Annotated in this window: 26 protein-coding genes; 11 read left to right on the top strand and 15 right to left on the bottom strand. The window is 72.0% G+C overall.

Annotated features, from left to right (window positions below; genetic code table 11):
- The first annotated feature begins 56 nt into the window (after window positions 1–56).
- From afsQ1 to ACWGN5_RS24775, 5 genes are all read left to right on the top strand, one after another.
- A complete protein-coding gene (gene afsQ1 / locus ACWGN5_RS24795; protein WP_017239746.1) occupies window positions 57–734 on the top strand; it encodes a two-component system response regulator AfsQ1 in 678 nt (225 codons plus the stop codon).
- Window positions 731–2,260 (top strand): ATP-binding protein, encoded by a 1,530-nt coding sequence (locus ACWGN5_RS24790; protein WP_453518838.1) that lies wholly within the window; start codon window positions 731–733, stop codon window positions 2,258–2,260. Before afsQ1 ends, ACWGN5_RS24790 begins: the two co-directional genes overlap by 4 nt.
- Complete coding sequence (locus tag ACWGN5_RS24785) at window positions 2,257–2,856, top strand: hypothetical protein (protein WP_453518836.1); 600 nt, start codon at window positions 2,257–2,259, stop codon at window positions 2,854–2,856. The genes ACWGN5_RS24790 and ACWGN5_RS24785 overlap by 4 nt, the downstream gene beginning before the upstream one ends.
- Window positions 2,857–3,321: 465 nt before the next feature.
- Entirely contained in the window at window positions 3,322–3,801 is a 480-nt protein-coding gene (locus tag ACWGN5_RS24780) for a VanZ family protein (protein ID WP_453518892.1), read from the top strand.
- A gap of 90 nt (window positions 3,802–3,891) precedes the next feature.
- Window positions 3,892–4,092 carry a PspC domain-containing protein gene (locus ACWGN5_RS24775; protein WP_453518835.1) on the top strand — a complete coding sequence of 67 codons (201 nt, stop codon included), beginning with the start codon at window positions 3,892–3,894 and terminating at the stop codon, window positions 4,090–4,092.
- Window positions 4,093–4,164: 72 nt separating this feature from the next.
- Here ACWGN5_RS24775 and ACWGN5_RS24770 read toward each other — a convergent pair whose 3' ends face one another.
- Both ACWGN5_RS24770 and ACWGN5_RS24765 read right to left on the bottom strand, forming a co-directional pair.
- Entirely contained in the window at window positions 4,165–4,530 is a 366-nt protein-coding gene (locus ACWGN5_RS24770) for a hypothetical protein (RefSeq protein ID WP_453518832.1), read from the bottom strand.
- A gap of 172 nt (window positions 4,531–4,702) precedes the next feature.
- Complete coding sequence (locus tag ACWGN5_RS24765; RefSeq protein WP_453518831.1) at window positions 4,703–5,857, bottom strand: adenosine deaminase; 1,155 nt, start codon at window positions 5,855–5,857, stop codon at window positions 4,703–4,705.
- A gap of 92 nt (window positions 5,858–5,949) precedes the next feature.
- On the opposite strand from ACWGN5_RS24765, the gene ACWGN5_RS24760 reads away from it, so the two are divergent.
- Both ACWGN5_RS24760 and ACWGN5_RS24755 read left to right on the top strand, forming a co-directional pair.
- Window positions 5,950–6,717 carry a GNAT family N-acetyltransferase gene (locus ACWGN5_RS24760; RefSeq protein WP_453518829.1) on the top strand — a complete coding sequence of 256 codons (768 nt, stop codon included), beginning with the start codon at window positions 5,950–5,952 and terminating at the stop codon, window positions 6,715–6,717.
- 88 nt (window positions 6,718–6,805) lie between these two features.
- Window positions 6,806–7,582 (top strand): serine aminopeptidase domain-containing protein, encoded by a 777-nt coding sequence (locus ACWGN5_RS24755; RefSeq protein ID WP_453518828.1) that lies wholly within the window; start codon window positions 6,806–6,808, stop codon window positions 7,580–7,582.
- Window positions 7,583–7,587: 5 nt separating this feature from the next.
- Here the strand turns inward: ACWGN5_RS24755 and ACWGN5_RS24750 are convergent, their stop codons facing one another.
- On the bottom strand, window positions 7,588–8,559 hold the full coding sequence (locus ACWGN5_RS24750) for a LysR family transcriptional regulator (protein WP_453518826.1): 972 nt from the start codon (window positions 8,557–8,559) through the stop codon (window positions 7,588–7,590).
- Between the two features lie 62 nt (window positions 8,560–8,621).
- Between ACWGN5_RS24750 and ACWGN5_RS24745 the strand changes: the two genes are divergently transcribed.
- From ACWGN5_RS24745 to ACWGN5_RS24735, 3 genes are all read left to right on the top strand, one after another.
- Entirely contained in the window at window positions 8,622–9,881 is a 1,260-nt protein-coding gene (locus tag ACWGN5_RS24745) for an MFS transporter (protein WP_453518825.1), read from the top strand.
- An 82-nt stretch (window positions 9,882–9,963) separates the two neighbouring features.
- Complete coding sequence (locus ACWGN5_RS24740; RefSeq protein ID WP_453518823.1) at window positions 9,964–10,671, top strand: L,D-transpeptidase family protein; 708 nt, start codon at window positions 9,964–9,966, stop codon at window positions 10,669–10,671.
- Window positions 10,672–10,755: 84 nt separating this feature from the next.
- On the top strand, window positions 10,756–11,727 hold the full coding sequence (locus tag ACWGN5_RS24735) for a sigma-70 family RNA polymerase sigma factor (RefSeq protein WP_453518821.1): 972 nt from the start codon (window positions 10,756–10,758) through the stop codon (window positions 11,725–11,727).
- Here ACWGN5_RS24735 and ACWGN5_RS24730 read toward each other — a convergent pair.
- Window positions 11,716–12,024, bottom strand: coding sequence for an STAS domain-containing protein (locus tag ACWGN5_RS24730; RefSeq protein ID WP_453518820.1), 309 nt, complete (start codon window positions 12,022–12,024; stop codon window positions 11,716–11,718). The two genes, ACWGN5_RS24735 and ACWGN5_RS24730, sit on opposite strands and share 12 nt — an antisense overlap.
- 16 nt (window positions 12,025–12,040) lie before the next feature.
- Between ACWGN5_RS24730 and ACWGN5_RS24725 the strand changes: the two genes are divergently transcribed.
- Window positions 12,041–12,697, top strand: coding sequence for an HAD family hydrolase (locus ACWGN5_RS24725; protein ID WP_453518818.1), 657 nt, complete (start codon window positions 12,041–12,043; stop codon window positions 12,695–12,697).
- A 31-nt stretch (window positions 12,698–12,728) separates the two neighbouring features.
- Here ACWGN5_RS24725 and ACWGN5_RS24720 read toward each other — a convergent pair whose 3' ends face one another.
- The 11 genes from ACWGN5_RS24720 to ACWGN5_RS24670 all read right to left on the bottom strand — a co-directional run bounded on the left by ACWGN5_RS24720 (window position 12,729) and on the right by ACWGN5_RS24670 (window position 25,854).
- A complete protein-coding gene (locus tag ACWGN5_RS24720; RefSeq protein WP_453518815.1) occupies window positions 12,729–14,006 on the bottom strand; it encodes a thymidine phosphorylase in 1,278 nt (425 codons plus the stop codon).
- 81 nt (window positions 14,007–14,087) lie between these two features.
- The gene (locus tag ACWGN5_RS24715; protein ID WP_453518812.1) at window positions 14,088–14,480 is read right to left on the bottom strand and encodes a cytidine deaminase; all 393 of its coding nucleotides are present in this window, start codon (window positions 14,478–14,480) and stop codon (window positions 14,088–14,090) included.
- On the bottom strand, window positions 14,477–15,739 hold the full coding sequence (locus tag ACWGN5_RS24710; RefSeq protein ID WP_453518810.1) for an ABC transporter permease: 1,263 nt from the start codon (window positions 15,737–15,739) through the stop codon (window positions 14,477–14,479). Before ACWGN5_RS24710 ends, ACWGN5_RS24715 begins: the two co-directional genes overlap by 4 nt.
- Window positions 15,736–16,851, bottom strand: coding sequence for an ABC transporter permease (locus ACWGN5_RS24705; protein WP_453518805.1), 1,116 nt, complete (start codon window positions 16,849–16,851; stop codon window positions 15,736–15,738). Before ACWGN5_RS24705 ends, ACWGN5_RS24710 begins: the two co-directional genes overlap by 4 nt.
- Window positions 16,848–18,560 carry an ABC transporter ATP-binding protein gene (locus ACWGN5_RS24700; RefSeq protein WP_453518803.1) on the bottom strand — a complete coding sequence of 571 codons (1,713 nt, stop codon included), beginning with the start codon at window positions 18,558–18,560 and terminating at the stop codon, window positions 16,848–16,850. Before ACWGN5_RS24700 ends, ACWGN5_RS24705 begins: the two co-directional genes overlap by 4 nt.
- Before the next feature lie 118 nt (window positions 18,561–18,678).
- Window positions 18,679–19,737: a BMP family lipoprotein gene (locus ACWGN5_RS24695; RefSeq protein ID WP_453518801.1), complete on the bottom strand. Its 1,059-nt coding sequence runs from the start codon at window positions 19,735–19,737 to the stop codon at window positions 18,679–18,681.
- A 304-nt stretch (window positions 19,738–20,041) separates the two neighbouring features.
- Window positions 20,042–21,262, bottom strand: coding sequence for an amidohydrolase (locus tag ACWGN5_RS24690; protein ID WP_453518798.1), 1,221 nt, complete (start codon window positions 21,260–21,262; stop codon window positions 20,042–20,044).
- 116 nt (window positions 21,263–21,378) lie between these two features.
- Window positions 21,379–22,479: a hypothetical protein gene (locus ACWGN5_RS24685; RefSeq protein ID WP_453518796.1), complete on the bottom strand. Its 1,101-nt coding sequence runs from the start codon at window positions 22,477–22,479 to the stop codon at window positions 21,379–21,381.
- Entirely contained in the window at window positions 22,476–23,369 is an 894-nt protein-coding gene (locus tag ACWGN5_RS24680; RefSeq protein WP_453518793.1) for an N-acetylneuraminate synthase family protein, read from the bottom strand. Before ACWGN5_RS24680 ends, ACWGN5_RS24685 begins: the two co-directional genes overlap by 4 nt.
- A gap of 11 nt (window positions 23,370–23,380) precedes the next feature.
- Window positions 23,381–24,565: a cytidylyltransferase domain-containing protein gene (locus ACWGN5_RS24675; RefSeq protein WP_453518792.1), complete on the bottom strand. Its 1,185-nt coding sequence runs from the start codon at window positions 24,563–24,565 to the stop codon at window positions 23,381–23,383.
- Complete coding sequence (locus ACWGN5_RS24670) at window positions 24,565–25,854, bottom strand: DUF6716 putative glycosyltransferase (RefSeq protein ID WP_453518790.1); 1,290 nt, start codon at window positions 25,852–25,854, stop codon at window positions 24,565–24,567. The genes ACWGN5_RS24675 and ACWGN5_RS24670 overlap by 1 nt, the downstream gene beginning before the upstream one ends.
- Window positions 25,855–26,028 lie beyond the last annotated feature (174 nt).

Below are 26,028 nucleotides of genomic sequence, written 5' to 3'. Positions count from 1 at the left end.
AGAAGCGAGTCGCCGACCGGTCGATCTCGGACGGCCCAATGGGCCAGAATGACGGCGTGCCTTTTCTGCTGCTGATCGAGGACGACGACGCCATCCGGACGGCCCTCGAACTCTCCCTGTCCCGGCAGGGTCACCGGGTGGCCACCGCCGCCACGGGCGAGGACGGCCTCCAGCTGCTGCGTGAGCAGCGGCCGGACCTGGTCGTGCTCGACGTCATGCTGCCCGGCATCGACGGCTTCGAGGTCTGCCGGCGCATCCGCCGGACCGACCAGCTGCCGATCATCCTGCTGACCGCGCGCAGCGACGACATCGACGTGGTCGTCGGCCTCGAGTCCGGCGCCGACGACTATGTCGTCAAGCCGGTGCAGGGGCGGGTCCTGGACGCCCGCATCCGGGCCGTGCTGCGGCGCGGGGAGCGCGAGTCGACGGACTCGGCGACGTACGGCTCGCTGGTCATCGACCGTTCGGCGATGACGGTCACCAAGAACGGCGAGGACCTCCAGCTGACCCCGACCGAGCTGCGGCTGCTCCTGGAGCTGAGCCGGCGGCCCGGACAGGCGCTGTCCCGGCAGCAGTTGCTGCGGCTCGTGTGGGAGCACGACTACCTGGGCGACTCGCGGCTCGTCGACGCCTGTGTGCAGCGGCTGCGCGCCAAGGTGGAGGACGTGCCGTCCTCGCCGACGCTGATCCGTACCGTCCGCGGGGTCGGCTACCGGCTGGACGTCCCTGCGTGAGCAAAGGGATCTACGCGCGGCTGCGGCTCTCGAGCCTGCGGCTGCGGCTCGTCGTCGTCTTCGCCCTCGTCGCGCTCACCGCGGCCGTCGCCGCCTCCGGCATCGCGTACTGGCTGAACCGTGAGGCGGTGCTGACCCGTACCCAGGACGGGGCGCTCAACGACTTCCGGCAGGAGATGCAGAACCGGGCGGCGACGCTGCCGCTCCGGCCCACCCAGGACGACCTGCGGCGGACCGCCGAGCAGATGGCGAGCGGCGGCGCCGACTACCAGGTGCTGCTGCTCGGCGAGCGGGCCGCGGGCAAGCCGATCGTCGGCGCCTCGGACCCGGACGACTTCACGCTGGCCGACGTGCCGCGCTCCCTCCAGGACGCCGTGGACACGAAGCGGCAGGTAACGGACGTCAACGCCTATCCGTACCACCTGTTCTGGCAGCGTACGGAACGGAACGGGACGCCGTACCTGGTCGGCGGGACACGGATCGACGGCGGTGGCCCCGCCGGGTACATGTTCAAGTCGCTGGCCGCGGAGAAGGCCGATCTGAACTCGCTCGCCTGGTCGTTGGGGATCGCCACCGCGCTCGCGGTGGCCGGCTCGGTGCTGCTCGCGCAGGTCGCGGCGACGACCGTGCTGCGTCCCGTGCACCGGCTCGGCGAGGCGGCCCGGCAGCTCGGCGAGGGCAAGCTCGACACCCGGCTGCGGGTCTCCGGCGCCGACGAACTCGCCGATCTGTCCCGTACGTTCAACAGCGCGGCCGAGTCGCTGCAGAAGAAGGTCGCGGACATGAGCGCGCGGGAGGAGTCCTCCCGGCGGTTCGTCGCCGACATGTCGCACGAGCTGCGGACCCCGCTGACCGCCCTGACGGCCGTCACCGAGGTCCTGGAGGACGAACAGGACTCCCTCGACCCGATGATCGCCCCGGCGGTCGCGCTCGTGGTGAGCGAGACCCGGCGCCTCAACGACCTGGTGGAGAACCTGATGGAGGTGACCCGCTTCGACGCGGGCACCGCGCGGCTCGTCCTCGACGACGTGGACATCGCCGACCAGATCACCGCGTGCATCGACGCGCGCGCCTGGCTGGACGCGGTGGAGCTCGACGCGGAGCGCGGGATCGTCGCGCCGCTCGACCCGCGCCGCCTCGACGTGATCCTGGCGAACCTGATCGGGAACGCGCTCAAGCACGGCGGCTCGCCGGTGCGGGTGTCGGTCCGCACGGACGAGGAAGAGCTGGTCATCGCGGTACGGGACCACGGACCCGGCATCCCCGAGGAAGTACTCCCCCACGTCTTCGACCGCTTCTACAAGGCGAGCGCGTCCCGGCCGCGGTCCGACGGCAGCGGGCTCGGCCTGTCGATCGCCATGGAGAACGCGCTGATCCACGGCGGTTCCATCACGGCGTCGAACTCGGTCGGCGAGGACGGCGAGGTCGACGGCGCGGTGTTCGTCCTTCGGCTGCCGCTGGACGCCTCGGGGATCACGCGCGAGGTGCAGACCCGCAGCAGCCAGGGCGAGGAGGAGGAAGCATGAGGCGTCGTCTGTTGGTCCCGGCGGTCGCCCTCACGGCCCTGCTCACCGGCTGCGGCATCCGGACCACCTCGGTCCCGGTCGACGCGGGCGCGGCGCCGTCGCGGGTCCCGTGCAGCGTCACCGACGACGGTACGTCCGAGGCGGCGGCACAGGGGGTGCCGGTCCGGGTGTTCCTGGTCTGCGGCTCGCAGCTGGAGGCGGTGGACCGCAAGTCGCCGCTGCCGGAGGAGAAGGCGGGCGGCGATCCGGTGCGGACCGCCGGGGGCTTGCTGGCGCAGCTGCTCGCCGAGCCCTCGGAGAGCGAGCGGGAGGCCGGTTTCACGACCGAGGTACGGGGGCCGCTGACGGTCGCCGGCGGGCACCGGGGCGACCCGGCGGGCACGCTGCGGCTGAGCCGGCAGCCGGAGGACCTGGCGCCGACGGCCCTGTCGCAGCTGGTCTGCACGTTCGCGGAGAGCTCGGCGGGGGCGGGGGGGCACACGGTGCTGCTGGGTGGGCCGGGCCAGTACGCCCCGAAGAGGTACCGCTGCACCCCCGACCTCCGAGAACGCCCGGACACGACCCCGCCGACGGCCGCCCCACCCGCGGCGAGCTGACCCCACACCCGTGCGGGCCCACGCCCGGCTGGGCGGCGCCCACGCCCGTGCGGGCCCGCGCCCGGCTGGGCGGTGCTCACGCCCGTGTGGGCAATCGTCCCGCTGGGGCGTGGGGGTCCCCCCTGCTCGAGCGAAGCCGAGAGCTTGGGGGAGGGTGGGCACACGGGACGGCGCCCTTCCGCGGCGCCTCCGCGTTCCGCGCCTGGACCCGCACCCACCGTGGCGGCGCACATCCGGTGCGGGTTCAGGCGCGGGAGCCTCTGGCGCCGGCAAGGGCGCCGTCCGTTGTGCCCACCCGTTCCGCCCCTTGCGGAACGCCTGCCCACAACGGGCGGGGCGCCGTCTGGGTGGGTGGGCACCGCCCCGGCGGAACGTAGGGTCACAACGGCGGCGTGCGGAACCGATTCCGCTCTGTTGGGCGTCTTGGGGGGCGTGCAGCGTCAAGGTTCGGGCGGCCAGGCCGCCATGGTCGTCCGCGTGACGGGGTTCGTCCTCCTCCTCGCGCATCTGCTGCTCGTCGCCTGGGTCAGCCTGCGCCCACGGGACGTCGCCTGGGTGACCGCCCCGAACACGATCCCGCTGCACGGCATCCGGGCGGACCTCGCGCTCGGCGGCGTCGAGGCGGCCCGGCTGATCGGCGAGGGCCTGCTGCTCCTGGCCCCGCTCGGGGTGCTGCTCCCGATGGCCGACGGACGGCTGCACGTCTCCGGCTGGGCCTCCCTGACCCGTACGACCGCCGCCGGCGCGCTCGTGTCGCTGGCGATCGAGCTGCTCCAGACCGCCGTGCCGGGGCAGGTCGTCGACGTGGACTCCGTACTCCTGAACACGACGGGCGTCGCCCTCGCGCATCTCCTGATCGTCCCGGCCTGCCGGAGCCGGCTGCGCCGAGGGCAGGGTCCTCAGGGTGCGACCCCGACGATTTCCAGGGTCCCGATCGCCCCGTAGACGGACGCTTCGTCCCCGTTCGCGGCGGCAGGATGGAGTCATCGGGAGCCCGCAGGAGCGGCTCCCGGACCGACTCCGAAGGAGCCCACCATGGCCGCACTGTCCCGCCCCCGTGACGGACGCGTGCTCGGCGGAGTGTGCGCGGCGCTGGCCCGGCGCTTCGGCATCTCCGCGACGACGATGCGTCTGATCTTCCTGGTCTCGTGCCTGCTGCCGGGACCGCAGTTCCTGATCTACCTGGGCCTGTGGATCTTCCTGCCGGCGGAGAAGACCGCGAGCACGGCCTGGTAGGGCCGTGCGTACGCCGAAGGGGCGCGTACCCGGGTTCCGGGTGCGCGCCCCTTCGGCGTCGTACGGCGGGGGTCAGCCGAGCGGCAGGCCGTTCAGCGGCAGGCCGCCGAGGAGGCCGCCGAGCGGGGTGGCGCCGAGGCCGCCGGCGGCGGCGTCCAGCGGGAGGTTCTGGGTGGCCTGGCCGGCGGCGGCCGGGAGGGTCTTCACGCCCTGGTCGACACCCTGACCGAGGGCGCCCTGGCCGGCACCGAGGGACTCGGAGGCGCCGTCAGGGAGCGTGGTGAGGCCGTCACCCAGCGGGACGGCCGAGGTCACCGTGCCCAGCGCGTCGGCGTCGAGCGGCAGGGGCGACGCGGCGTTGGCCGCGCCGGCACCGGCGGCGACGAAAGCGGCACCGAGAGCGGCGACACCGAGCTTCTTGGCGGCAGACTGCTTCATCAGAAAATCTTCCTTGGGGAATCCGGGGGCTTCCGGGAAAGCCGGGCGGGGAAATCCTGGGAATTGAGAGCGGCTCTGCAACCTAACCAGCGAACGTCGCCTCCGCAAACACCGAAAAGCGGCCGGGTGTCGCATCGACCCGGCCGCTCCCGTCCCCTGCGCGGGGCGTGTTTCAGCTTTCCGTACGGGAAGACTCGCTGGTCGTGGCGGTCTGCTGGAACAGCCATTCGGACTTGAGCTCGGCGTATCCGGGCTTGATGACCTCGTTGATCATGGCGAGTCGTTCATCGAAAGGAATGAACGCTGATTTCATCGCATTGACCGTGAACCACTGCATGTCGTCGAGCGTGTAGTCGAATGCATCGATCAGCAGCTCGAATTCCCGGCTCATGCTCGTCCCGCTCATGAGCCGGTTGTCGGTGTTGACCGTGGCCCGGAAATGGAGGGTGCGGAGCAGACCGATGGGGTGCTCGGCGATGGAGGCGGCGGCGCCGGTCTGGAGGTTGGAGGAGGGGCACATCTCCAGCGGGATGCGCTTGTCGCGGACGTAGGCCGCGAGGCGGCCGAGGCGGACCGCGCCGCTGTCGGCGACCTCGATGTCGTCGATGATCCGGACGCCGTGGCCGAGCCGGTCGGCGCCGCACCACTGGAGCGCCTGCCAGATCGAGGGGAGCCCGAAGGCCTCGCCCGCGTGGATCGTGAAGTGGTTGTTCTCCCGCTTGAGGTATTCGAAGGCGTCGAGGTGGCGGGTGGGCGGGTAGCCGGCCTCGGCGCCCGCGATGTCGAAGCCGACGACGCCGGTGTCGCGGTAGCGGTTGGCGAGTTCGGCGATCTCCAGGGCGCGGGCGGCGTGCCGCATGGCGGTCAGCAGGGCGCCGACCCGGATGCGGTGGCCGTTGGCCCTGGCCTGCCGCTCGCCCTCGCGGAAGCCCTCGTTGACGGCCTCCACGACCTCTTCGAGGGTGAGACCGCCTTCCAGGTGCTGCTCGGGGGCGTAGCGCACCTCGGCGTAGACGACGCCGTCCTCGGCGAGGTCGACGGCGCATTCGGCGGCGACGCGGAAGAGGGCGTCCCGGGTCTGCATGACGGCGCAGGTGTGCGCGAAGGTCTCCAGGTACCGCTCCAGGGAGCCGGAGTCGGCGGCTTCGCGGAACCAGATGCCGAGCTTGTCGGGCTCCGTCTCGGGCAGCTGCTCGTAGCCCTGCTCCTGGGCGAGTTCGATGATCGTGCCGGGGCGCAGTCCGCCGTCGAGGTGGTCGTGGAGCAGCACCTTCGGGGCACGGCGGATCTGGTCCGCGGTGGGGACGTTGGGGGTCTGGCTCGTCATTTCCGCACTCTAGCCCCTACGCGCGTAGAACACCCCGTGCGGCACCGTTTTTCTCGTGGCGGCGCGGAGACGGCCCCGCCTAGCCTGCCCGTATGACGTCCACCGCAGCCGAACTCCCGCGCATCCACCGCTTCCTGTCCGACTTCCACCGCCGGCAGGCGGCCCGTACCGTCGAGTTCCCGGGCGCCGTCGCGGTGCTCGACGACGACTTCCGGCACTCCCGGGGCAACAACCACGTGCTCGCCTACGGGGCCGTGGACCCGGAGGCGCTGGCCGGTTACACGGACGAGGCGCAGAGCCATCTCCCGTACCGCTTCGCGTACGTCCTCGACGAGCAGGTCGCCGCCGCCTGTGTGGCGCCGATGGAGCGGGCCGGGTTCCGGCACGCCACCACCCTGATCATGGCGCACAGCGGCCCGGTGCCGGAGCACGGCGGGGCGCGCGAGGTGGACTTCGACGAACTGCGCGGCCCGGTCGCCGCGTCCTGGCCGCGGTTCGCCCCGCAGGCGACGCCCGAGCAGATCGGGCACCTGGTGGAGCGGCGGGTGGCGCGGCGGCGGGGTGCCGACGTCGTCCGCTTCTTCGCCGCGCACACCCCGGAGGGGGAGGTGGCCGCCTGGGTCGATCTGTACATGGACCCGGCGACGGGCATCGCGCAGATCGAGGACCTGGTCACCGTGGAGGCCCATCTGAAGCAGGGGTACGCGGGGAAGGTGCTCGACACCGCCCTGCACGAGGCCGCCGCCGCGGGCTGCACGACCCGCTTCCTCACCGCCTTCGCGGGCGACTGGCCGCACACCTGGTACGGCCGGAGGGGCTTCACGGTCGTCGGCTCGGTGGCCCGGTTCGAACGGGTATAGGAGCAAAGGGCGTTCGGTCTCCGGACGATACGTAACAGAGACCGCGCGTACGACTGGCGTACACCTCTCCTTCTGAGACTGTTCTGCCATGGCGCACTTCGCACTCGTGGGGCCGCCCGAGACCCGGAGACCCCGGCTCGGGCGCCCCGTCGGTTCCCGGTCGGCGGTCGCGGCGGTGGGCGGCGTGGTGCTGCTCCTGCCGGACGGCGAGCCCGTGTCGGCCCGGCGGGCCTCCGCGCGGGCGCACGCGGCGATGCTCGCGCCGGCGCGTGAACTGGTGCGGGCGGGCCGGTCCGAGGGGCTCGCGGCGCACGTGGTGCGCTACCGGGCGCGCGGCTGGAACGGCGCGGACGCGGATCTCGTGGCGGACGCCTCCTGGGCGGTCGAGGAGGCCGTACGGCGCTACGGCGACGTCCCGGTCTGCCTCCTGGGCCACGGGATGGGGGCGCGGGCGGCGCTGCGGGCGGCCGGGCATCCGGCGGTCGGCGCGGTGCTGGCGCTCGCGCCATGGCTGCCGGAGGACGACGTGGCGGCGGAGCCGGAGCCGGTGCGGCAGCTGGTGGGGCGCAGGGTGCTGCTCGTGCACGGCACGAACGACGCGCGGACGGACCCGGAGCTGTCGTTCCGGTTCGCCGAGCGGGCGAAGAAGGCCAACCGGGACACCTGTCGCTTCGAGGTCCACTCGGACGGCCACGCGCTGCGCCAGTACGCGGCCGAGGTCCGGGCCCTCGCCGCGGACTTCGTGCTCGGCGCCCTGTTCTCCCGGCCGGTCGCCCGCCCGGTGACCGACGCGATGGCGGCTCCTCCGCCGCTGGGCCTGCGGATGCCGCTCGCGGCGGGCTTCGGGAGCTCACGCCGGAGGTGACGGACTCACGCCGGAAGTGACGGCTCCTTCGGGAGCAGGTGGCCGCGCCTGCTGAGCAGGAACTTCTTGAAGGCGGCCACCGGGGCCGTGTCCGGGTGGCCGTCCAGCCAGGCGACGCCGATCTCGCGGACCGCGCGCGGCGCGGTGACGGTGAGTTCGACGACGCCGGGGCGGGGCACGGCGGGCGGCGGCAGCAGGGCGACGCCGAGCCCGGCGGCGACGAGGCCGCGCAGGGTCTCGGCCTCCTCCCCCTCGAAGGCGACCCGGGGCTTGAAGCCGGCCTCGGCGCACAGGTCGTCGGTGATGCGGCGGAGCCCGTACCCCGGCTCCAGGGTCACGAAGGTCTCCTCCGCGGCCTCGGCGAGCCGCACCCGCTTGCGGCCCGCGAGCCGGTGGTCGTCCGGGACGACGAGCCGCAGCCGCTGTTCGTCGAGGCGCCGGGCCACCAGGTCGGGGGCGTCCGGCACCGGGGAGGTCAGGCAGAGGTCGAGGTCCCCGGCGCGCAGCCGCTCGATCATGGCCTCGCCGTAGTTCTGGACGAGGGTGAAGCGGATGCGGGGGTGGTCGACGCGGAAGGCGCGGATGAGGCCGGGGACGGTCTCGGAGCCCATCGTATGGAGGAAGCCGAAGGCGACCCGGCCCGCCGTCGGGTCGGCATCGGCCCGTACGGTGTCGGCGGCCCGCTCCACCTCGGCGAGGGCCCGCTCGGCGGCGGTGAGGAAGCGGCGGCCGGCCGGGGTGAGGGAGACGGTGCGGCCGCGGCGGGCGAAGAGGGTGACGCCGAGGTCCTGTTCGAGCCGGACCATGGCCCGCGAGAGCGTCGACTGGGGCACGCCCATCTCGGCCGCGGCGCGGGTCACGTGCTCGTGCCGGGCGACGGCGGCGAAGTACGCGAGCCGCGGCGCGAGCAGCAGTCCCATGTCTTCTTCGTTACTGTTCGGTGACAGCCGAGGCTGTGGCCTGTACTCATGCACCATGGGAACGATTACAGCAGTTCCGTGCATTGGACGCATGAAGCGGACCGTCCTACGTTCGTGACATGCCTTCCGCCAGTACCAAGGCGGCCGCCACCACCGCGTCCGCCGACACCCGCCTCTCCCCCGGTGCCCCCGGCTACCGCCGGATGAGCCTCGCGCTCTTCGCCGCCGGACTGGCCACCTTCGCCCTCCTCTACTCCACGCAGGCCCTCCTCCCGGCCATCTCGGCCGAGTTCGGCGCCACCGCCTCCGCCGCCTCCTGGACGGTCTCCGCCGCGACCGGCGCCCTCGCCCTCTGCGTCCTGCCGCTCAGCGCCCTCTCGGAGCGCTTCGGGCGGCGCGCGATGATGACGGCCTCCCTCTCGGTCGCGGTCGCCGTGGCCCTCCTGGTGCCGCTCGCCCCGAACCTGGAGTCGCTGATCGCGCTCCGCGCGGTCCAGGGCGCCGCGCTCGCCGGCCTCCCGGCCTCGGCGATGGCGTACCTCGCCGAGGAGGTGCGGCCCAAGGCGCTGATCGCGGCGATCGGCCTCTTCGTGGCGGGCAACTCGATCGGCGGCATGAGCGGCCGGCTCGTGACCGGCTGGGTCTCCCAGCTGTGGGGCTGGCGCGCGGGTCTGGCCGCCGTCGGCCTGACCTCCCTGGCGTGCGCGCTCGCCTTCCGGGCGCTGCTCCCGAAGGCCCGGCACTTCACGCCCGGCACGCTGAACCCGAAGGCGCTGGCGAAGACCGTCCGGGGTCACCTGGCCGACCCGCTCCTGATGCGTCTTTACGTGATCGGCGCGCTGTTCATGACGGTCTTCGGCGCCGTGTACACGGTGATCGGCTACCGCCTGGTGGAGGCGCCGTTCTCGCTGCCGCAGGGTGTGATCGGCTCGATCTTCCTGATCTACCTGGTCGGTACGGTCTCCTCGGCGGCGGCCGGCAAGCTGGTCGGCCGGCTGGGCCGGCGCGGCGCGCTGTACCTGGCGGTCTCCACGACGGCGGCGGGCCTGCTGTGCTCCCTGTCCGACTCCCTGGCCCTGGTCCTCGCGGGCCTGGTCCTGATCACGGCCGGTTTCTTCGCGGGCCACGCGGTCGCCTCCTCCTCGGTGAGCCGCACGGCGAAGACGGGCCGCGCGCAGGCCTCGGCGCTCTACCAGTCGGCGTACTACCTGGGCAGCAGCGCGGGCGGCACGCTCGGCGCGATCGCCTTCCACGCGGGCGGCTGGGCGGGTACGGTCCTGATCGGCCTGGTCGCGGTCCTCGGGGTCGTCTCGGTCACCCTGTACGGCTCGCACAGCGCGCGCGTCGAGGCGCGGCGCCTGCACCCGGCGGCGGCGTAGGCGGTCTCCCGCCACGGGCCTGCAACCGTCACACTCCCCCTTACGTCCTCAAGTGCAGGGACTCAAGGGGGAGTTGACGATCATGAAAAGAATCTCGCGGCTCGTCGGCAGAAGGGCGGGCATCGCCGCCGGCATCACGTCGCTCGTGGTGCCGATGACGATCGCGCTCGGTACGGCCCCGGCGCAGGCGGCGTCCTGCAACGTGACGACGGGGCCGTACCAGAAGCAGGTGGAGAAGTTCCTCGGCCGGCCGGTCGACGGACGCCAGTCGCTCGCCGACTGTCAGGCCATCCAGGCCTTCCAGGCCAAGCACGGCATCACCCCGACCATGGGGTACGCCGGGCCGGTCACCTGGCGCACCATGAACACGATGCTCCAGCAGAGGGCGGCCGGCACCAACCCCAACCGGGCGGGCACCTGCCCGACCAACCGCGGCCGGATCGCCTGTGTCGACCTGACCCGCCAGCTCAGCTGGATCCAGGACGGCTCGCGCCTCAAGTACGGCCCGGTGCCGGTCCGTACGGGCAAGGACGGCACCGAGACGCGTACCGGCTCCAAGAAGATCTACTGGCGGAACATCAACCACTGGTCGACGATCTACCACGTCTCCATGCCGTACTCGCAGTTCTTCGACGGCGGCCAGGCCTTCCACTCGACCACCAAGTCCATGTGGAACCCGCCGGGCTCCGGCGGCTGCGTCAACATGACGCCGAGGGACGCGAAAGCGTACTGGAATCTGCTCAGGAACGGCGACGACGTCTTCGTCTACGGCCGCAAGCCGGGAACCTGACCCCGGCTGTCAGTCCACTGCGGTAGCTTCCCTCTCACCGGCGCCGAACGGGTACCGGTGAGGGGTGAGTGGGGTGTGGACCCGATGAGCGATGCCGCGACGGCGACGACCGAGGAACTCGACAAGTACCGCAGGGAGCTGACCGGTTACTGCTACCGGATGCTCGGTTCCTCCTTCGAGGCGGAGGACGCGGTGCAGGACACCATGGTCCGCGCCTGGAAGGCCATCGGCTCCTTCGAGGGCCGCTCCTCGCTGCGGTCCTGGCTGTACCGGATCGCCACCAACGTCTGCCTGGACGCGCTGAACGCGGGGAACAAGAGGGCGCGGCCGATGGATCTGAGCTCCCCGACGCCCGTCGCTCAGGCGCAGCTCGTGAAGCAGCCCGAGATCACCTGGCTGGAGCCGATCCCCGACGGGCGGGTGCTGCCCACGGCGGGCGATCCGGCGGAGACGGCGCTGTCCCGGGAGTCCGTACGGCTCGCGTTCGTGGCCGCGCTTCAGCACCTGCCGCCCAAGCAGCGGGCCGTGCTCATCCTGCGCGAGGTCCTCGCCTGGAAGGCGAGCGAGGTCGCGGAGCTCCTCGACACCTCCGTCGCCTCGGTCAACAGCGCCCTCCAGCGGGCCCGCGCGACCCTCGCCGAGCAGGCCCCGGCCGCCTCCGACCCGGCGGACCCGCTGGACGAGGAGCAGCAGGCGCTCCTGGAGCGCTACGTCGCCGCGTTCGAGGGCTACGACATGAAGGCGCTGACGGCGCTCCTCCACGAGGACGCGACGATGTCCATGCCGCCGTACGACCTGTGGCTGCGCGGCCACGACGACATCGTGGGCTGGATGCTGGGCGTCGGCGAGGTCTGCTCGGGCTCGAAGCTGGTGCCGACCGTGGCGAACGGCTCCCCGGCCTTCGCCCAGTACCACCCGGACCCGGCGGGCGGCTTCAGCCCGTGGGCGCTGATCGTCCTGGAGCTGCGGGACGGCAAGGTCGGCGGGATGGACTTCTTCCTGGACACGGAGCGCTGGTTCCCGCTCTTCGACCTGCCGGCGCGGCTAGAAGCCTAGGGTCTCCGCGAGGCCGGTGAGGTGGAGCAGGGTCCGCAGTTCGGGTCCTGCTCCGTGGAAGCGGATCCGGTGGCCCCTTCGGCTCGCGGCGAGTTTCAGCCGGGCGAGGGCGTCGACGGCGGCGAGATCGGCGCCCGCGAGCGCGCCGACCTCGCAGACGACGTCACCGGGCGGGGCGGCGCCGAGCTCGGCGCAGAGCCGGGCGACGTCCTCCGGGCCGGGGCGGGCGGGCAGGGTCACGACGAGGGGCTGACTGGTGTCCACACCGGGGAGACCGCCCGGGCGCCCGGAACTCATCGCTAGGCTCCGGATCATGAGTCTTGAGCCTGTCGAACTGGTGATCTTTGACTGTGACGGTGTTCTGGTGGACAGCGAGCGGATCTACTGCCGGGTGGACCGGGAGGTGTTCGCCTCCCTCGGCGCCGCGTTCACGGAGGCGGAGATGGCCGAGCTCTTCGTCGGTTCCTCGCACGAGATGCTCACGGCGATCGTCGAGGAGCGGCGGGGCCGGCCCCTCGAACCCGGCTGGCAGGCGCCCTTCAAGCAGCGGTACGAGGACGCGCTGGACGCGGAGCTGACGGCCGTGGAGGGCGTCACGGACGTCCTGGACGGCCTGTCCGTCCCGTACTGCCTCGCCTCCAACGGCAGCCACGGCAGCATCCGCAAGAACCTCGGCCGGACCGGCCTCCTGGCCCGCTTCGAGGGCCGGATGTTCAGCGCCCGCGACGTCGCCCGCGCCAAGCCCGCCCCGGACCTGTTCCTGCACGCGGCGGCCTCGATGGGCGTCCCGCCGGAGCGCTGCGCGGTCGTCGAGGACAGCCCGTACGGCGTCCGGGCCGCCCGCGCGGCCGGCATGCGCGCCTTCGGCTACTGCGGCGGCCTGACGCGGGCGGACCGCCTGATGGGCCCCCGGACGGTGGTCTTCGACTCGATGCGGGAGCTGCCGGGGCTGCTCGGGGAGCCGGTGTAGTCCTTCACCGGCTCCCGTCGCGGGCCGGGCCTCAGGCGATGCGGTCCAGGACGATCGGGTTCGGGGTGAACTCCGTGCCCGGGGCCGCGATGTCCCAGGCGCCCGTCAGGGACTTCAGGGCGTAGTCGAACTTCTCCGGGGTGTCCGTGTGGAGGGTGAGCAGCGGCTGGCCCGCGGTCACCGTGTCACCCGGCTTCGCGTGGAGCTCGACGCCCGCGCCCGCCTGCACCGGGTCCTCCTTGCGGGCGCGGCCCGCGCCCAGGCGCCAGGCGGCGATGCCGATGTCGTACGCGTCGAGGCGGGTGAGGACGCCGGTCGACGGGGCCGTGACGACGTGCTGCTCGCGGGCGACCGGGAGGGCCGCGTCCGGGTCGCCGCCCTGGGCCGCGATCATCCGGCGCCAGTGGTCCATCGCCGAGCCGTCCGCGAGGGCCTTCGCCGGGTCGGCGTCCTTGATGCCGGCGGCGGCCAGCATCTCGGCCGCGAGGGCGACGGTCAGGTCGACGACGTCCTTCGGGCCGCCGCCCGCGAGGACCTCGACCGACTCGCGGACCTCCAGGGCGTTGCCCGCGGTGAGGCCGAGCGGGGTGGACATGTCGGTGAGGAGGGCGACCGTCTTGACGCCGCTGTCGGTGCCGAGGCCGACCATCGTGCGGGCGAGCTCGCGCGCGTCCTCGATGTTCTTCATGAAGGCGCCGGTGCCGACCTTGACGTCGAGGACCAGGGAGCCGGTGCCCTCGGCGATCTTCTTCGACATGATCGACGAGGCGATCAGCGGGATCGCCTCGACCGTGCCGGTCACGTCGCGGAGCGCGTACAGCTTCTTGTCGGCGGGGGCCAGGCCGTCGCCCGCCGCGCAGATGACCGCGCCCGTGGTGTCGAGGACGTGCAGCATCTCCTCGTTGGAGAGCAGCGCGCGCCAGCCGGGGATGGACTCCAGCTTGTCGAGGGTGCCGCCGGTGTGGCCGAGGCCGCGGCCGGAGAGCTGCGGCACGGCCGCGCCGCAGGCGGCGACGAGCGGGGCGAGCGGGAGGGTGATCTTGTCGCCGACTCCGCCGGTGGAGTGCTTGTCGGCGGTCGGGCGGGAGAGCGAGTCGAAGTTCATGCGCTCGCCGGACGCGATCATCGCGGCGGTCCAGCGGGCGATCTCCGCGCGGTTCATGCCGTTGAGCAGGATGGCCATGGCCAGGGCGGACATCTGCTCGTCGGCGACCTCGCCGCGGGTGTAGGCGTCGATGACCCAGTCGATCTGCTCCGGGCTCAGCTCGCCCTTGTCCCGCTTGGTGCGGATGACGGAGATGACGTCCATGGTGGTGCCTCTTTCTACGCGCATAGAGGGGAGGAAAGGGGAGCGACCCTCCCATCGTGCCGGAAGGGCCGCTCCTAGGTGCTACTTGGCGAGGTGGTCGGGCCCGAAGGCCTGCGGGAGCATCTCGGCCAGGGTCAGGAACCCCGCCGGGGTCTCCAGGACGAGCTCGGGTCCCCCGAACTCGTACAGGAGCTGCCGGCAGCGTCCGCACGGGACCAGGGACTCGCCCCGGCCGTCCACGCACACGAAGTGCGTGAGCCGGCCGCCGCCGGTCGCCCGGAGCTGCGAGACGAGCCCGCACTCGGCGCACAGGCTGAGGCCGTACGAGGCGTTCTCCACGTTGCAGCCGGAGATCACCCGCCCGTCGTCCACGAGGGCCGCCGCGCCGACCGGGAAGCCCGAGTACGGGGCGTAGGCACGGGACATGGCCTCGCGGGCCGCCGTACGCAGGGCCTCCCAGTCGGGGGTCGTCACTTGCCCTGGCCCTTCCGGTACGGCAGACCGTCCGCCTTGGGCATCCGCAGGCGCTGCGCCGAGAGGGCGAGCACGAGCAGGGTGGTGACGTACGGGGCGGCGTCGACGAACTGGCTCGGGACCTCGTCGGTGACGAAGTACCAGATGAAGAAGCCGGCGGAGAAGATCGCGGACGCGGCCGCGGAGAAGTACTTCTTCTTGTACAGCTGCCACGCGGCGGCGATCACCAGGAGCACCGCGACGAGCAGCAGGAGCGCGTGGACGTTCTCGGCGCCGCCGCGCAGCTTGAGGCTGTCGGTGAAGCCGAAGAGGCCGGCGCCCATGGCCATGCCGCCGGGCATCCAGTTGCCGAAGATCATCGCGGCGAGACCGATGTAGCCGCGGCCGCCGGTCTGGCCCTCCTGGTAGATGCCGGTGGAGACGATCGCCAGGAACGCGCCGCCGAGGCCGGCGAGGCCGCCGGAGACGACGACGGCGATGTACTTGTACTTGTAGACGTTGACGCCCAGGGACTCGGCCGCGACCGGGTTCTCACCGCAGGAGCGCAGCCGCAGGCCGAAGGCCGTGCGCCAGAGGATCCACCAGGTGGCCGGGACGAGCAGGACGGCCACGATCGTGAGCAGCGACAGGTTGGTGACCAGGCCGCCGAGGATGCCGGCGAGGTCCGAGATCAGGAACCAGTGCTTCTGCTGGAGGTCCATCAGCCAGTCGGAGAGGCCCGGGATGGTGATGTCGGTGATCGGGTCGATGCGCGGGGACTGCTTGGAGGAGCCGCCCTCGGCCTCGGCGAAGGTGAAGTTCGACAGGTACTTGGTGAAGCCGACCGCGAGGATGTTGATGGCCACACCGGAGACGATGTGGTTCACGTTGAACGTGACGGTGATGATCGCGTGCAGCAGACCGCCGATCGCGCCGCCGAGGATGCCGACGACGACACCCGTCCACGGGCCCCACTGGTAGCCGGCCCAGGCGCCGAACCAGGTGCCGAGGACCATCATGCCTTCGAGGCCGATGTTGACGACGCCCGCGCGCTCGGCCCACAGACCGCCGAGACCGGCCATGCCGATCGGCACGGCGAGCTGGAGCGCGCCGGAGACCTGGCCGACGGAGGTGAGGTCGTCGGCGCCGGAGACGGCCCGGACGAGCGAGAAGAGCACGAGGCCGGCCGCGGCGATCAGCAGGATCCAGGGCCAGGTCAGCTTGCGGCGTCCGGCCTTCTTGGGCGCGGCGCTCGGCTTGGCAACGGTGCCGGTGCTCATGCCGCCACCTCCTTGTCGGTCTTGATGGCGCCGCCGGCGGCGAGCTCCTCGCCGACCTTCTGCTGCTGGCGGCGGAGGCCGTAACGGCGGACGAGCTCGTAGGAGACGACCACGGCGATCACGATGATGCCCTGCATGATCTCGGTGATCTCCTTCGGGTAACCCTCGACGTCCAGGCTGGAGGACGCCTTGTCGAGGAACGCGAAGAGGAGGGCCGAGAAGAGGATGCCGACCGGGTGGTTGCGGCCGAGCAGTGCGACGGTGATGGCGGTGAAGCCGACGTTGACCGGGAAGGCCAGGCTGTACGTGTGCGACTCGCCGAGCAGGATCGGCATGCCGGCCAGACCGGCGAGGCCGCCGGAGATCAGCATCGCGGTGAGGATCATCTTCTTGGCGTCGACGCCGCTGGCCTGGGCCGCGGACTCGCTCTCACCGGTGGCGCGCAGGTCGAAGCCGAAGCGGGTGCGGTTGAGGACGAACCAGTAGACGACGCCGAGCGCGAGGGCGACGAAGGTGAAGCCGTAGATCTCGCCGCCGTCGCCCATGTCGATGCCGGGGAACCAGCCGGACTCGGAGATCTGACCGGTGGTGAGGTCGTTGGAGCCCTGGGGCTGGACGCCGAAGTTCTTCGGCAGGATCAGCCAGGCCACCAGGGAGGTGGTGATGGCGTTGAGCATGATCGTGGAGACGACCTCGGAGACACCGCGGGTGGTCTTCAGGACGCCCGCGATACCGGCCCAGATCGCACCGGTCGCGATGGCGACGATCACGATCAGCAGGATGTGCAGCGGACCGGGCAGGTCGACCGCGGCACCGACGAGCGCCGACACCATCGCGGCGAGGCGGTACTGGCCCTCGACGCCGATGTTGAAGAGGTTCATCCGGAAGCCGATGGCCACGGCCAGGGCCGCCAGGTAGTAGATCCCGGTCTGGTTGACGATGAGGACCTGGACGTCGGAGTACCCGGCGTTGTCGATCATCAGCCGGATGGGCTCGATCGGGTCCAGGCCCGTCGCGAGCAGCACCAGCACGGTGAGCACGAAGGACGTGACCAGGGCGAGCACGGGGCCGGCGGCCCCGATGATCAGCTTGTCCTTGTCGAATTTCATCATCGGGCGTCACCGTCTTCGGGCTGCTCTTCGGTGCCTTCGAGGCGGCCGGTGGCTGCGCCGGTCATGGCGGAGCCCAGCTGCTCGGGCGTGATGGTGGCGGGGTCGGCGTCGGCGACCAGCTTGCCGCGGTACATGACCCGGAGGGTGTCGGACAGGCCGATCAGCTCGTCGAGGTCGGCGGAGATCAGCAGCACCGCGAGGCCCTCGCGGCGGGCGTCCCGGATGGCGTCCCAGATCTGCGCCTGCGCGCCGACGTCCACACCGCGGGTGGGGTGGGCGGCGATCAGGAACTTGGGCCCGTGGCTCATCTCGCGGCCGACGATCAGCTTCTGCTGGTTGCCGCCGGAGAGCGAGGACGCGGTGACGTCGATGCCGGGGGTGCGGACGTCGTACTCGCGCACGATCCGCTCGGTGTCCTTGCGGGCGGCCTTCGGGTCGAGGATGCCGCGCTTGGAGTTGGGCGCCTCGGTGACGTGGCCGAGGATGCGGTTCTCCCAGAGGGGGGCCTCCAGGAGCAGGCCGTGGCGGTGGCGGTCCTCGGGGATGTAGCCGATGCCGCCCTCGCGGCGCTTGCGCACCGAGACCTTGGTGATGTCCTCGCCGTCGAGGCTGATGGCGCCCGCGTCGGGGGTGGACATGCCCATGAGGGCCTCGATGAGCTCGGTCTGGCCGTTGCCCTCGACACCGGCGATGCCGAGGATCTCGCCCTTGTGGATGGTGAGCGAGATGTCGTCGAGGAGCTTGCGGCCCGCCGCGGCCTCCTCGTGCACGGTGACGGCGGCCGACGGGTCGGCCGGGGCCGCGGTGGTCAGCGGGGCGCCGGCGGCGCCGCTCTCGAGGAGCGTCAGGTTCTCGACCTTGAGCATCGCGACGTCCGTGACCGTCGACTCGCGGGTCTCCGGCGAGGGCAGCTCGCTGCCGACCATCAGCTCGGCGAGCTGCTTGGTGGTGGCGGTCTTCGGGTCGGCGGTGCCGACCGTGGTGCCCCGGCGGATGACGGTGATGTCGTCGGCGACCTTCAGGACCTCGCCCAGCTTGTGCGAGATGAAGATGACCGTGAGGCCCTCGGACTTGAGCTCGCGCAGGTTGTCGAAGAGCGCGTCGACCTCCTGCGGGACGAGGACGGCGGTCGGCTCGTCGAGGATGAGGATCTTCGCGCCGCGGTAGAGGACCTTGAGGATCTCCACGCGCTGACGGTCGGCGACGCCGAGGTCCTCGACGAGGGCGTCGGGGCGGACCCCGAGGCCGTACGCGTCGGAGATCTCCTTGATCTTCTTCCGCGCCTTGGCGCCGATGCCGTAGAGCTTCTCGCCGCCGAGGACGACGTTCTCCAGGACGGTGAGGTTGTCGGCGAGCATGAAGTGCTGGTGCACCATGCCGATGCCGCGCGCGATGGCGTCACCGGGGCTGGAGAAGGTGACCTGCTCGCCGTCGACGGCGATGGTGCCCTCGTCCGGCTTCTGCATGCCGTAGAGGATCTTCATGAGGGTCGACTTGCCGGCGCCGTTCTCGCCGATGAGGGCGTGCACGGTGCCCTTGCGGACCGTGATGGCGATGTCCTTGTTGGCGACGACGCCGGGGAAACGCTTGGTGATGCCGTGCAGTTCTACGGCAGGGGGGCTGGACGCGTTGATGACGCACTCTCCTTGGCCGGAAGGAGTGGGAGCGGGAGGGCAGGGCGGGGCGAAGTTATCGTGCCAGGGAGACATCTACGCGCGTAGCACTGCCGAAAAATGAAAACCCGTACGGGAATGGGTCCGAGGCCCGGGTCCGGTGGGGGGTGCCACCGGACGCCGGGCCCGGGCTCAGGTCGTGACCTGGATGTCCTTACGGAGCGGTCTTGACCGTGATCTTGCCGTCGATGATGTCCTTCTTCGCCTTGTCCACCGCGGCGATGAGGTCCGTCATCTTCATGTACGCCGGGTTGGAGTCGGCCAGGCCGACGCCGTCCGTGGCGAGGCCGTAGCGGATCTCACCGGACTCCGGCTTGCCGTCCTTGACCGACTTGATCACGTTGAAGACGGAGCCCGAGACGTTCTTGGTGACCGAGGTCAGGATGTGGTCCTTGTACTTGGCCAGACCCGCCTGGTTGTACTGGTCGGAGTCGACGCCGATCGCCCACTTGCCGGCGGTCGCGGCGGCCTCGATCGAGCCGGAACCGGCCAGACCGGCGGCGGCGTAGATCACGTCGGCGCCCTTGTCGAGCTGGCCCTGCGCGGCGGCCTTGCCGAGGTCGGGCTTGGAGAAGCCGTCGAAGTTCGGCGGCTGGGTCAGGTACTGGGTGAGCACCTTCGCCTTGGGGTTGGTGTCCTTGACGCCCTGGACGAAGCCCGCCTCGAACTTCTTGATCAGCGGAACCTCGACACCGCCGATGAAGCCGACGGTGCCGGTCTTCGAGGCCTTGGCGGCGGCGACGCCGGCCAGGTAGGAGCCCTGCTCCTCGTTGAAGACCAGGTTGGCGATGTTCGGGGCGGTCACCGACGTGTCGTCGATGAGGCCGAACGTGGTCTTCGGGAAGGACTTGGCGACCTTCGCGATGGCCGGGGCGTAGGAGAAGCCGACGCCGATGACCGGGTTGTTGCCGGCGCGGGCGAGGGACGTGAGGCGCGCGACCTTGTCGGCGTCGCTCTCACCCTGCGAGGGCTCGGCCTCGGAGCCCTTGATGCCGAGCTCCTTCTCGGCCTGCTGCAGGCCCGCGAAGGCGGCGTCGTTGAAGGACTGGTCGCCGCGGCCGCCGATGTCGTACGCGATGGCGGCCTTGCCGCCGGCCGCGGACGAGCTGGAGCTGGAGCCCGCGTCGTTCGAAGACTTGCCACAGGCCGTGACGGAGAGCGCGAGCGCCGCGGAGGCGATGCCCACGGTCGTGATCCTGGTGATCCGGCGCAAGAGGAGGGTCCCTTCAAGACTGACCGAAAGCGCCTCTTCCGGCGCTGGTTTCGCGGCGATCGTAACGCGCGTAGATGTCAGTTAAAGACCCGTTCATGAGTCGTTATCGGATCGTCGCGAACCGGCCTGCGAAGGCGACCGGGGGCGTTCGGCCCGGTACCGGCGGTTATACCGCCGGGGCGGGGTGTCCGGACAGGGGCCGGGAGGCGACGCGCCGGGCGCTGGGCCGGACGTGGGACGGCGGTGGGCCGGACGGACGAGCGGCCGTGTTCGAAGCGGCTCCGGCCCTCCGTCCGGCCGAAAATCATCGTTCGGGCGTGGCGTCCAGCAGGGCCGCGGCCGTGAAGAGCTCCACCCCGGCCTCGATGCACCGCTCGTCCACGTCGAAGTCGCCGGCGTGCAGGTCCCGGACCCGGGTGTCGCCGGGGGTGCGGACGCCGAGGCGGGCCATGGCGCCGGGGACGTGCTCCAGGTACCAGGAGAAGTCCTCGCCGCCGAGGCTCTGCTCGGTGTCCTCGATCGCGTGCGCGCCCCGGCGGGCCACCATGGCGTCGTGCAGCAGTTCGGTGACGAGCGGGTCGTTCACGACCGGGGGGACGCCGCGGACGTAGGTGACGGTCGACTTGGCCCGGTGCAGGGTGGCGACCTCGTCGATGGCCGCGTGGACCAGGTCGGGCGCGTCCCGCCAGGTCGGCAGGTCGAGGCAGCGGACGGTGCCGGAGAGAGCGGCGTGCTGCGGGATGACGTTGGGCGCGTGACCGGCCTCGATGCGGCCCCAGGTGACCGAGAGGCCCGAGCGGGCGTCGACGCGGCGGGCGAGGACGGCGGGGACGTCCGTGGCGACCCGGGCGGCGGCCGTGACGAGGTCGGTGGTGAGGTGCGGGCGGGCGGTGTGGCCGCCGGGGCCGTCGAGGGTGATCTCCAGACGGTCGCAGGCGGAGGTGATGGGGCCCACCCGGAGCCCGATCTTCCCGGCGTCGACGCGGGGGTCGCAGTGAACGGCGATGATCCGGCCGACCCCGTCCAGGACCCCGGCCTCGACGGCGTCGGCGGCGCCGCCGGGCAGGACCTCCTCGGCCGGCTGGAAGATCAGCCGCACGGCGTTCGGCAGCAGGCCCCGGCGGGCGAGGTCGGCGAGGACGAGGCCGGCGCCGAGGACGGTGGTGGTGTGGACGTCGTGTCCGCAGGCGTGGGCGCGGTTGGCCACGGTGGAGCGGTAGGCGACGGTCTTGACGTCGGGGATGGGCAGCGCGTCGAGGTCGGCGCGGATCGCGAGCATGGACCGGCCGGGGTCCCAGGTGCCGATGTCACAGATGAGTCCCGTGCCCGCCGGCAGGACCTTCGGCGCGAGGCCGGCCGCCTCCAGGCGGGCCTTGAGCGCGGCGGTCGTACGGAACTCCTGGTTCCCGAGCTCGGGGTGCATGTGCAAGTCCCTGCGGAACGCGACGAGTTCGGCGCGCAGGGAGTCGGACAGCGTTCCGGGCAGGGTGACGGAGCCTGGCTCACGGGACTTCAACTGGTTCACCCTTTGAAGGGTAGGCCCGTCGAGAGGTCAACTGCCCGTTGATCACGAAAAGTTCAGCCCCTTAGGGGAAAGAATCTCGGTTTCCCAGGCATGAAGCTCACTCCTTGTGGGTACGCTCAGCCGAATTCGAGCCGATCGGCCGGATGTGCCGCTTGGGTGGTGAGCCGGTCGACCTCGTGGGCCGCGGTTCCCGTGATCCCGGACAGGAAGCCCTGGGCGCGCGGGGAGGCGGTCGCCCGCAGCCACTCGGGCGCTATGTCGATGACGGCGACCTTCACGCCCGTGCCGGCGAGGGCCAGGGGCAGGGTGTGGACGACCGTGGACGGGAAGCTGACGACCGTGCGTCCGATGGGACCGCGCCGGGCGATCAGCTCCAGGGGGAGATCGGGCCGGACGACCTGGAGGCCCGTCTCGACCGCGATCCGGTGCAGTTTCTCGGCGCTCTCCCGGCGGTGGGCGAAGTAGCGGGTGGCGCCGTGGGCGCGGGCGAGCTCGCTCAGCACGCGCGCGTAGTGGTCGGCGTCGACGACGCCCGTCTCGACGAGCGAGGTGCCGACCAGGTCCGCGCCGCCGGTGAGCAGCGGCGGGCCGAAGGTGTTCCGGGTCCAGGCGTACGCGTTCTCGGTGACCGTGACGCCGGGCGGGGCCTCCACGGGCAGCGAGGTGAAGATCTCGACGGTACGGCCCCGGGTGGGGGCGAGCTTCCGCCGGGCCAGCGTGGTCACCGGGGCGAGGACCAGCTCGCGCGGGCCGAGGCTGCCCTTGCGGTGCCAGCGCACCAGGCGCTCCCCGCGGCCGAGCTGGGCGGCGTACTCCATGGTCGCGGTGCCGTCGTCGACGACCGTGAGGTGCCGGGGGGCGAAGAGGGTCAGGAGGAGCTGGACGTACCGGGAGAACGGGTCCCCGATGATCACCCGCTCCGCCGAGCGCAGCGGCCGGGCGAGCTGCCGCAGGGTGCGGACCAGCGCGCCGCGGCCACCGCGGGCCTCCTGCCAGTGCACGGTGAGGCCCTGGTCGCGGGCCAGCTGGGCCATCCGGCGCAGCTGGCCCCGCGACATGGGGTCGGTCGGCGAGAGCACGACCACGGTGAGGGGGGTGGCGTCCGCGGACCCACCGGTCGAGGGGGCCGTACGGCCCCCGGACTCCTGCGTGTGCGCCCACTCCAGGACATTGAGCAGCTGGACCGGGCTCTCGACGAACGCCAGCTGCCGGGTCATGCGGCGACGGTGCCCTGGACCCGGCGGAGCTTCTTCATCGGGCCGAGCTCCGACTCGTACACCTTCTTCACGCCGTCGCCGAGCGCGGCCTCGATGGTGCGGATGTCGCGGACGAGGCGCTGGAGGCCCTGCGGCTCGACGGAGGCGGCCTGGTCGGAGCCCCACATGGCGCGGTCGAGGGTGATGTGGCGCTCGACGAAGGTGGCGCCGAGGGCGACGGCGGCCAGGGTGGTCTGGAGGCCGGTCTCGTGGCCGGAGTAGCCGATCGGGACGTTCGGGTACTCCTCCTGGAGCGTCTGGATGACGCGCAGGTTGAGCTCCTCGGCCTTGGCCGGGTACGTGGAGGTGGCGTGGCAGAGCAGGATGTTGTCGCTGCCCAGGACCTCGACGGCGTGGCGGATCTGCTTCGGCGTCGACATGCCGGTGGAGAGGATCACCGTGCGGCCGGTGGCGCGCAGCTCGCGGAGCAGCTCGTCGTCCGTGAGGGAGGCGGAGGCGACCTTGTGGGCGGGGACGTCGAACTTCTCCAGGAAGGCGACGGCCTCGGTGTCCCACGGGGAGGCGAACCAGTCGATGCCGCGCTTCTTGCAGTGCTCGTCGATGGCGCGGTACTCGTCCTCGCCGAACTCCACGCGGTGGCGGTAGTCGATGTACGTCATCCGGCCCCAGGGGGTGTCGCGCTCGATGTCCCACTGGTCGCGCGGGGTGCAGATCTCCGGGGTGCGCTTCTGGAACTTGACGGCGTCACAGCCGGCCTCGGCGGCCACGTCGATCAGCTTGAAGGCGTTGTCGAGGTCGCCGTTGTGGTTGATGCCGATCTCGCCGCAGACGTAGACGGACCGACCCGGGCCGGCGGTCTTGGTGCCGAGGGTGCGCAGACGGGTGCTCATGGTGCGGTTCCTTACGGGTTGGGGGTGTTCAGCTCGGGGCCGAGGAGCCAGGCGGCGATCTCGCGGATCGCTCCGGAGCCGCCCGGGGTGACGGTGACCGCGCGGGCGGCGGCCCGTACGGAGTCGTGGGCGCTGCTCACCGCGACGGGCCAGCCGACGAGGTGGAAGCAGGGCAGGTCGTTGACGTCGTTGCCGGCGTAGAGGACGCGCTGGGGGTCGATGCCCTCGGCCTCGCACCACTCCTTGAGGGCGCGGTCCTTGCGGTCGATGCCGTGCAGGACGGGGATCTTCAGCTTGCGGGCGCGGGCGGCGACGACGGCGTTCTGTTCGGTGGAGAGGATCAGGACGGGCAGTCCGGCGCGGCGCAGGGCCGCGATGCCGAGGCCGTCGCCGCGGTGCGCGGAGACGAACTCGCGTCCCTCGGCGTCGAGATGGACCCGGTCGTCGGTCTGGGTGCCGTCGAAGTCGAGGACGACGGCGTCGACGTCGGCGAAGCCGGGCGTGACGGGCTCGTCGAGGAGCGGCGCGAGGACCTTGGCGCGGGCGAGGTCGTGCGGGTCGTCGATCTCCAGGACCCGGGCGGGGTCGGTGACGACGAGCGCGGTGCGGCCGAAGAAGCGGTGCCCGTGGGTACGGAAGCCGGCCGCGTCCATCGCGTAGACGGCGCCGGTCTCCAGGTACTCGGGCTCCCGGTCCTGGCGGCGCGGGCGGTGCGCCTTGTCGTGGTTGACGCCCTCGGCGCCCGTGGCGGTCTCGCGCCAGAGGAAGCCGTGGGACGGGGCGGCCGTGAAGGCGGTGTCGGCGGCGCCGGAGGTGACGCGCTCGACGGTCTCGGCGACCTCGGCGGCGGTGAGGAAGGGGCTGGTGCACTGGACGAGGAGGACCACGTCGGCCGGGCGGCCGTGGGTGGCCTCGAAGGCGTCCATCGCGTGCAGGACGGCGGCCTCGCTGGTGGCGGTGTCGCCGGCGATCTCGGCGGGCCGCCGGACGGCCTCGGCGCCTGCGGTGCGGGCGGCGGCCGCGATGGCGGGGTCGTCGGTGGAGACCACGACGTGGGTGACGGGGCGGGCGCCGAGGCAGGCCTGCACGGCACGGGCGACCAGCGGGATCCCGGCGACCGGGGCGAGGTTCTTGGCGGGCACGCCCTTGGAGCCGCCCCGGGCGGGGATGACGGCGAGGACGGTGGGGGTCGGCATCACAGTTCTCCCAGGCGGCGGATGACGGGGGCCACGCGCTGGACGCCGTGGCGGTACGCGCCCCGGGCGGCCTCCCGGACGACCCGGCGCAGTCCGCTCTCGCGGGGCTCGGGCGCCGTGACGTCCAGGCGGTGGCGGGCGAGGATCCCCGGCAGGTAGCCGGGGGCCGTCTCCGCGGTGTAGTAGGGGCTGATCGGGGGCAGCGCGGGCAGCGCCAGGAGCTGGGCGACCCGGTCGCGGGCGGCGTCGAAGGCCTCGCCGTACGAGCCGTCGGAGGCGACGCCCTGCCGGGCGAGCCAGGTCTCGTCGGGCGTCGGCGCGTCCCCCTTGTCGAGCCGGTCGAAGGAGGTCAGCAGGCCGGAGCCGACGAAGTGGTGGTTGCCGAGCGCCTCGCGGACCCCGAGGTCGGTGAGGATCGCGGTGGGGATCCGGCGGTGGAGCGCTTCGAGGGCGGCCGTCGAGGAGACCGTGACCAGGAGGTCCGTGCGGTCGAGGACCTCGCCCATGTGCCCGTACACGAGGCGGAAGTTGGCCGGCGGGTCGAGTTCGCGCACCAGCTTCTGGAAGGGGAACTCCTCCAGGTGCGTGGTGTGTTCGCCCGGCTTGGAGCGGAGCTTGAGGAGGACCTCGCGGCCCGGGTGGAGCCGGGCGTGCCCGATCAGCCGCCGCAGGACGTAGGCCCGTTCGGCCCGGGTGGCGGGCACGGAGGGCTGTGCGGCGAAGACCAGGGTGTCGCGGCCGGCCTCGGGGCGGTGCGGGGCGCCACCGAGGAAGGGCAGCGCGGCCTCGACGACCGAGTCGGCGCCGGCGCCCACGCCCTCGTACACGGCGCGGAAACGCTCCGCGTCGTGGCGGGAGTTGGCGAGGACCACGTCGGCGCCGTGCCGCAGCAGGAGGCCGTCGGTCAGCTTCTCGTAGACGACGCCGACATAGCCGGTGACGATCACGGGCCGCCGGTCCAGGGCGAGATCGGCCAGGCCCTGGAGGACGGCCCGGACGGTGCCGCCGACCAGGGAGAGCACGAGGACGTCGTATCCCTCGCCGCGCGCCTCCGCGTCCCGTACCGCGCGCAGGAACTCCGCGCCCGTCACCTCGCGCGGGGCGGCCTGGGACACCCCGGTCTCGGCGAGCTGGCGCGCGGTGGGCGTGGCCCGTCCGCGCAGGACGAAGCCGGTGGGTTCGGCGGTCGCCGTGGTGATGCGGCGCGCCGTGAGGGCGCCCCATTTCCACCGGGTGTCGGAATCGGCGAGTACGGCGACCCGTACCGCTTCTCTGGTACTTGCTGGCACGTCGAGGACGCTAGAAGGGCATTCCGCTTTCCGGCCCAACTGGGCCACAACAAACGGTGAACAGAGCATCTCCGCCCGTTGAAGCGGGTCGTTTTCCGGACGCCACGAGGCCGATTTTCCCTACGGGTAAAGGCGGTTAATCGGCCCGCCGCTTGGTGTTCACCGAAAGGCTGC

It is taken from the genome of Streptomyces sp. NPDC055815 (assembly GCF_053616475.1).
Note: the sequence above shows the minus strand (reverse complement) of the source record. Positions and strands in the feature narration are given on the sequence as shown.

Coding starts and splice junctions, on each gene's coding strand:
- ACWGN5_RS24775 (WP_453518835.1), top strand. CDS start 3,892: ATGGCCGCACTGTCCCGCCCCCGTGACGGACGCGTGCTCGGCGGAGTG.
- ACWGN5_RS24765 (WP_453518831.1), bottom strand. CDS start 5,857: ATGACGAGCCAGACCCCCAACGTCCCCACCGCGGACCAGATCCGCCGT.
- ACWGN5_RS24675 (WP_453518792.1), bottom strand. CDS start 24,565: ATGCCGACCCCCACCGTCCTCGCCGTCATCCCCGCCCGGGGCGGCTCC.
- ACWGN5_RS24740 (WP_453518823.1), top strand. CDS start 9,964: ATGAAAAGAATCTCGCGGCTCGTCGGCAGAAGGGCGGGCATCGCCGCC.
- ACWGN5_RS24735 (WP_453518821.1), top strand. CDS start 10,756: ATGAGCGATGCCGCGACGGCGACGACCGAGGAACTCGACAAGTACCGC.
- ACWGN5_RS24710 (WP_453518810.1), bottom strand. CDS start 15,739: ATGAGCACCGGCACCGTTGCCAAGCCGAGCGCCGCGCCCAAGAAGGCC.
- ACWGN5_RS24725 (WP_453518818.1), top strand. CDS start 12,041: ATGAGTCTTGAGCCTGTCGAACTGGTGATCTTTGACTGTGACGGTGTT.
- ACWGN5_RS24785 (WP_453518836.1), top strand. CDS start 2,257: ATGAGGCGTCGTCTGTTGGTCCCGGCGGTCGCCCTCACGGCCCTGCTC.
- ACWGN5_RS24755 (WP_453518828.1), top strand. CDS start 6,806: ATGGCGCACTTCGCACTCGTGGGGCCGCCCGAGACCCGGAGACCCCGG.
- ACWGN5_RS24730 (WP_453518820.1), bottom strand. CDS start 12,024: ATGAGTTCCGGGCGCCCGGGCGGTCTCCCCGGTGTGGACACCAGTCAG.
- ACWGN5_RS24680 (WP_453518793.1), bottom strand. CDS start 23,369: ATGAGCACCCGTCTGCGCACCCTCGGCACCAAGACCGCCGGCCCGGGT.
- ACWGN5_RS24750 (WP_453518826.1), bottom strand. CDS start 8,559: ATGGTGCATGAGTACAGGCCACAGCCTCGGCTGTCACCGAACAGTAAC.
- ACWGN5_RS24720 (WP_453518815.1), bottom strand. CDS start 14,006: ATGGACGTCATCTCCGTCATCCGCACCAAGCGGGACAAGGGCGAGCTG.
- ACWGN5_RS24760 (WP_453518829.1), top strand. CDS start 5,950: ATGACGTCCACCGCAGCCGAACTCCCGCGCATCCACCGCTTCCTGTCC.
- ACWGN5_RS24780 (WP_453518892.1), top strand. CDS start 3,322: ATGGTCGTCCGCGTGACGGGGTTCGTCCTCCTCCTCGCGCATCTGCTG.
- ACWGN5_RS24700 (WP_453518803.1), bottom strand. CDS start 18,560: ATGTCTCCCTGGCACGATAACTTCGCCCCGCCCTGCCCTCCCGCTCCC.
- ACWGN5_RS24705 (WP_453518805.1), bottom strand. CDS start 16,851: ATGATGAAATTCGACAAGGACAAGCTGATCATCGGGGCCGCCGGCCCC.
- ACWGN5_RS24770 (WP_453518832.1), bottom strand. CDS start 4,530: ATGAAGCAGTCTGCCGCCAAGAAGCTCGGTGTCGCCGCTCTCGGTGCC.
- ACWGN5_RS24685 (WP_453518796.1), bottom strand. CDS start 22,479: ATGACCCGGCAGCTGGCGTTCGTCGAGAGCCCGGTCCAGCTGCTCAAT.
- ACWGN5_RS24745 (WP_453518825.1), top strand. CDS start 8,622: ATGCCTTCCGCCAGTACCAAGGCGGCCGCCACCACCGCGTCCGCCGAC.